Here is a 2,169-nt window from a genome sequence, read left to right as displayed (position 1 = left end):
ACGCCTGGGCGACCCGCGGAGCCGCGCCGATGCGCGTGTGCTCCCCGCTGGCACGGTGACCCGATGGACCGCAGAGCGTTCCTCGTCGGCGGTCTCGCCGGTGGGGCGCCCCTCGCCCTCGCGGGGTGCTCCGGCACCCTGCCGAAGGTCGACGCGCAGGTCGCGAGCTTCGGTCGGAACGCGACCGGCACCGTGCACGTCTGGTGCCGGTCCGCGACGCAGGCCGGCCTGACGGCGGCGGTCGCCGGGTTCAACAAGGCGAACCCGAAGCTCCAGGTCGAGCTGACGCCGGTGCCGGACGGGCAGTACGTCACGAAGCTCGCGACCGCGATCCGGGGTGGCGAGCCGCCGGACGTCGTGGACATCGACGACATCAACTCGCAGCTGTTCATCTTCCGCGAGGCCTTCGCCGACCTCACCGACGTCGTGAAGGGGCTCGACTACTTCGACGCCATCTCGCCCGGCCACCTGCGGCTGCTCGAGTACCGCGACCGGTACTACGGGCTGCCGTACCTGGCGGACAACTCGCAGCTGTTCGTCAACACCGAGCTGTTCGACCGGGCCGGCCTCGACGTCCAGGACTCGACGAAGGACCTCGACTCGCTGCTCGACGCCGCGACGGCGATCCGGAAGACCGGCGACGACGTGTACGGGTGGTCGATCGCCGGCAACTCGGCGGGGATCATCGGGTTCGTCACGCAGCCGCACGTCTGGGCCACGGGCGTCGACATGATGTCCGGCGAGGTCGGCGAGCAGACGGCGAACATCACCGGCAACGAGGCACTCGAGCGCATGCTCGAGTTCTACCGGCAGCTGTGGAAGGACGGTGCGCTGTCGAAGGCGACCTTCGCGGACGCCGGGACCACGTGGGGTGCCGACTTCCGCGCCGGGAAGGTCGGCATCTTCCCGACCTCGTACGGTGCGACCGTGCCCGCGGCCACCAAGGCGTTGCGGGCGAAGATGCAGACGGTGCTCATCCCGTCGTGGGACGGCAAGCGGTCGTTCTTCGACGGTGGCGACAACATGTGCATCCCGAACGGGGCCGCGAACCCGTCGGGAGGCTGGGCGTTCATGCAGTACGCGAACGGGCTGCAGCAGCAGCAGGCGCTGCCGGACGGCGGGTACTTCCCGACACGGTCCGACGCCGCGACGCCCGCGTACCGCAAGAAGTACCCACTCGCGTTCGGCCCGCTCGACGCGATCGACAAGGGGTACGCGCCGCGGACGCTCGCCTACAACCTGCTCGTCAACCAGCCCTCGTCGCCGTACTTCGCCATGTTCCGCGAGGCGGTGTTCGGGTCCGGGGTCAGCGCCGCGATGCGGGCAGCACAGTCCGACTACACGCGGATCCTCGACCAGGTCCAGGCCTGAGCGTCGGTCGCTCGCGCGTCCGCTCGTCCGCTCGTCCGCTCGCCCGCTCGTCCGCTCGCCCGCTCGCTCGTTGCACAGAGAGGTGCAGACATGACCACCATCTCCAACCGACGGACCGGCGCTGGCCGCCCGACCGTCGGCCGTGGCACCAGCCGCCCGGGTCCGTCCCGGAACTCACTCACGCACCCGCCGCGCACCGGCGCCGTGCTCGTCACCCCGGCGATCCTGTTCGTCGCGGTGTTCGTCCTCGCGCCGCTCGTCTTCGCGCTCTACATCTCGTTCACGAACTGGCCCCTGATCGGGCCGTACCGGTTCATCGGGCTGCAGAACTACCTGACGCTGTTCCAGGACCCGACGTTCGTGCACGCCATCGGGTACACGCTGCTCTACACGGCGATCGTCACCGTGCCGATCCTGGCGCTCGGGTACTTCCTGGCCGTGCTGATCCGGGCCCGCCGACGCGGGAGCACCTTCCTGCGCACGGTGTTCTTCCTGCCGTACGTCGTCGGACTGACCACGCTGTCGTTCATGCTCGTGCTCGAGGCGCAGCCCAACTCCGGCGCCGTGAACATGGTCCTGCGCTGGCTCGGCATCACCGACGGCAGCACCGCGTGGCTCGTGAACGGGCCCCTGGCGACGCTGCTCATCTGCGTGCTCGTCGTCTGGGCGGTGTCCGGTCTGACGATGGTGCTCGTGATGTCCGCCATGCAGGGCATCCACATCGACGCGCTCAACTCGTTCGGTGCCCCGCGTGGCCCGGGTGGGGGGATCAGCGGCCAGCACTGGTTCGGGGTCGAG

Annotated in this window: 2 protein-coding genes; both read left to right on the top strand. The window is 69.8% G+C overall.

Annotation, left to right across the window (positions count from 1 at the left end; all coding sequences use genetic code 11):
- Positions 1 to 63: 63 nt before the first annotated feature.
- Positions 64 to 1,371, top strand: a complete 1,308-nt coding sequence (locus I5E_RS15190; protein ID WP_022907731.1) for an ABC transporter substrate-binding protein — start codon at positions 64 to 66, stop codon at positions 1,369 to 1,371.
- A 90-nt stretch (positions 1,372 to 1,461) separates the two neighbouring features.
- Positions 1,462 to 2,169: carbohydrate ABC transporter permease (locus tag I5E_RS15185; RefSeq protein WP_022907730.1), on the top strand; the 708-nt coding region annotated here is incomplete at its 3' end.

It is taken from the genome of Curtobacterium sp. B18 (genome assembly GCF_000333375.1).
Classification (GTDB): domain Bacteria; phylum Actinomycetota; class Actinomycetes; order Actinomycetales; family Microbacteriaceae; genus Curtobacterium.
The sequence above is the reverse complement of the archived record's forward strand: the minus strand, read 5'-3'. Positions and strand labels throughout refer to the sequence as shown.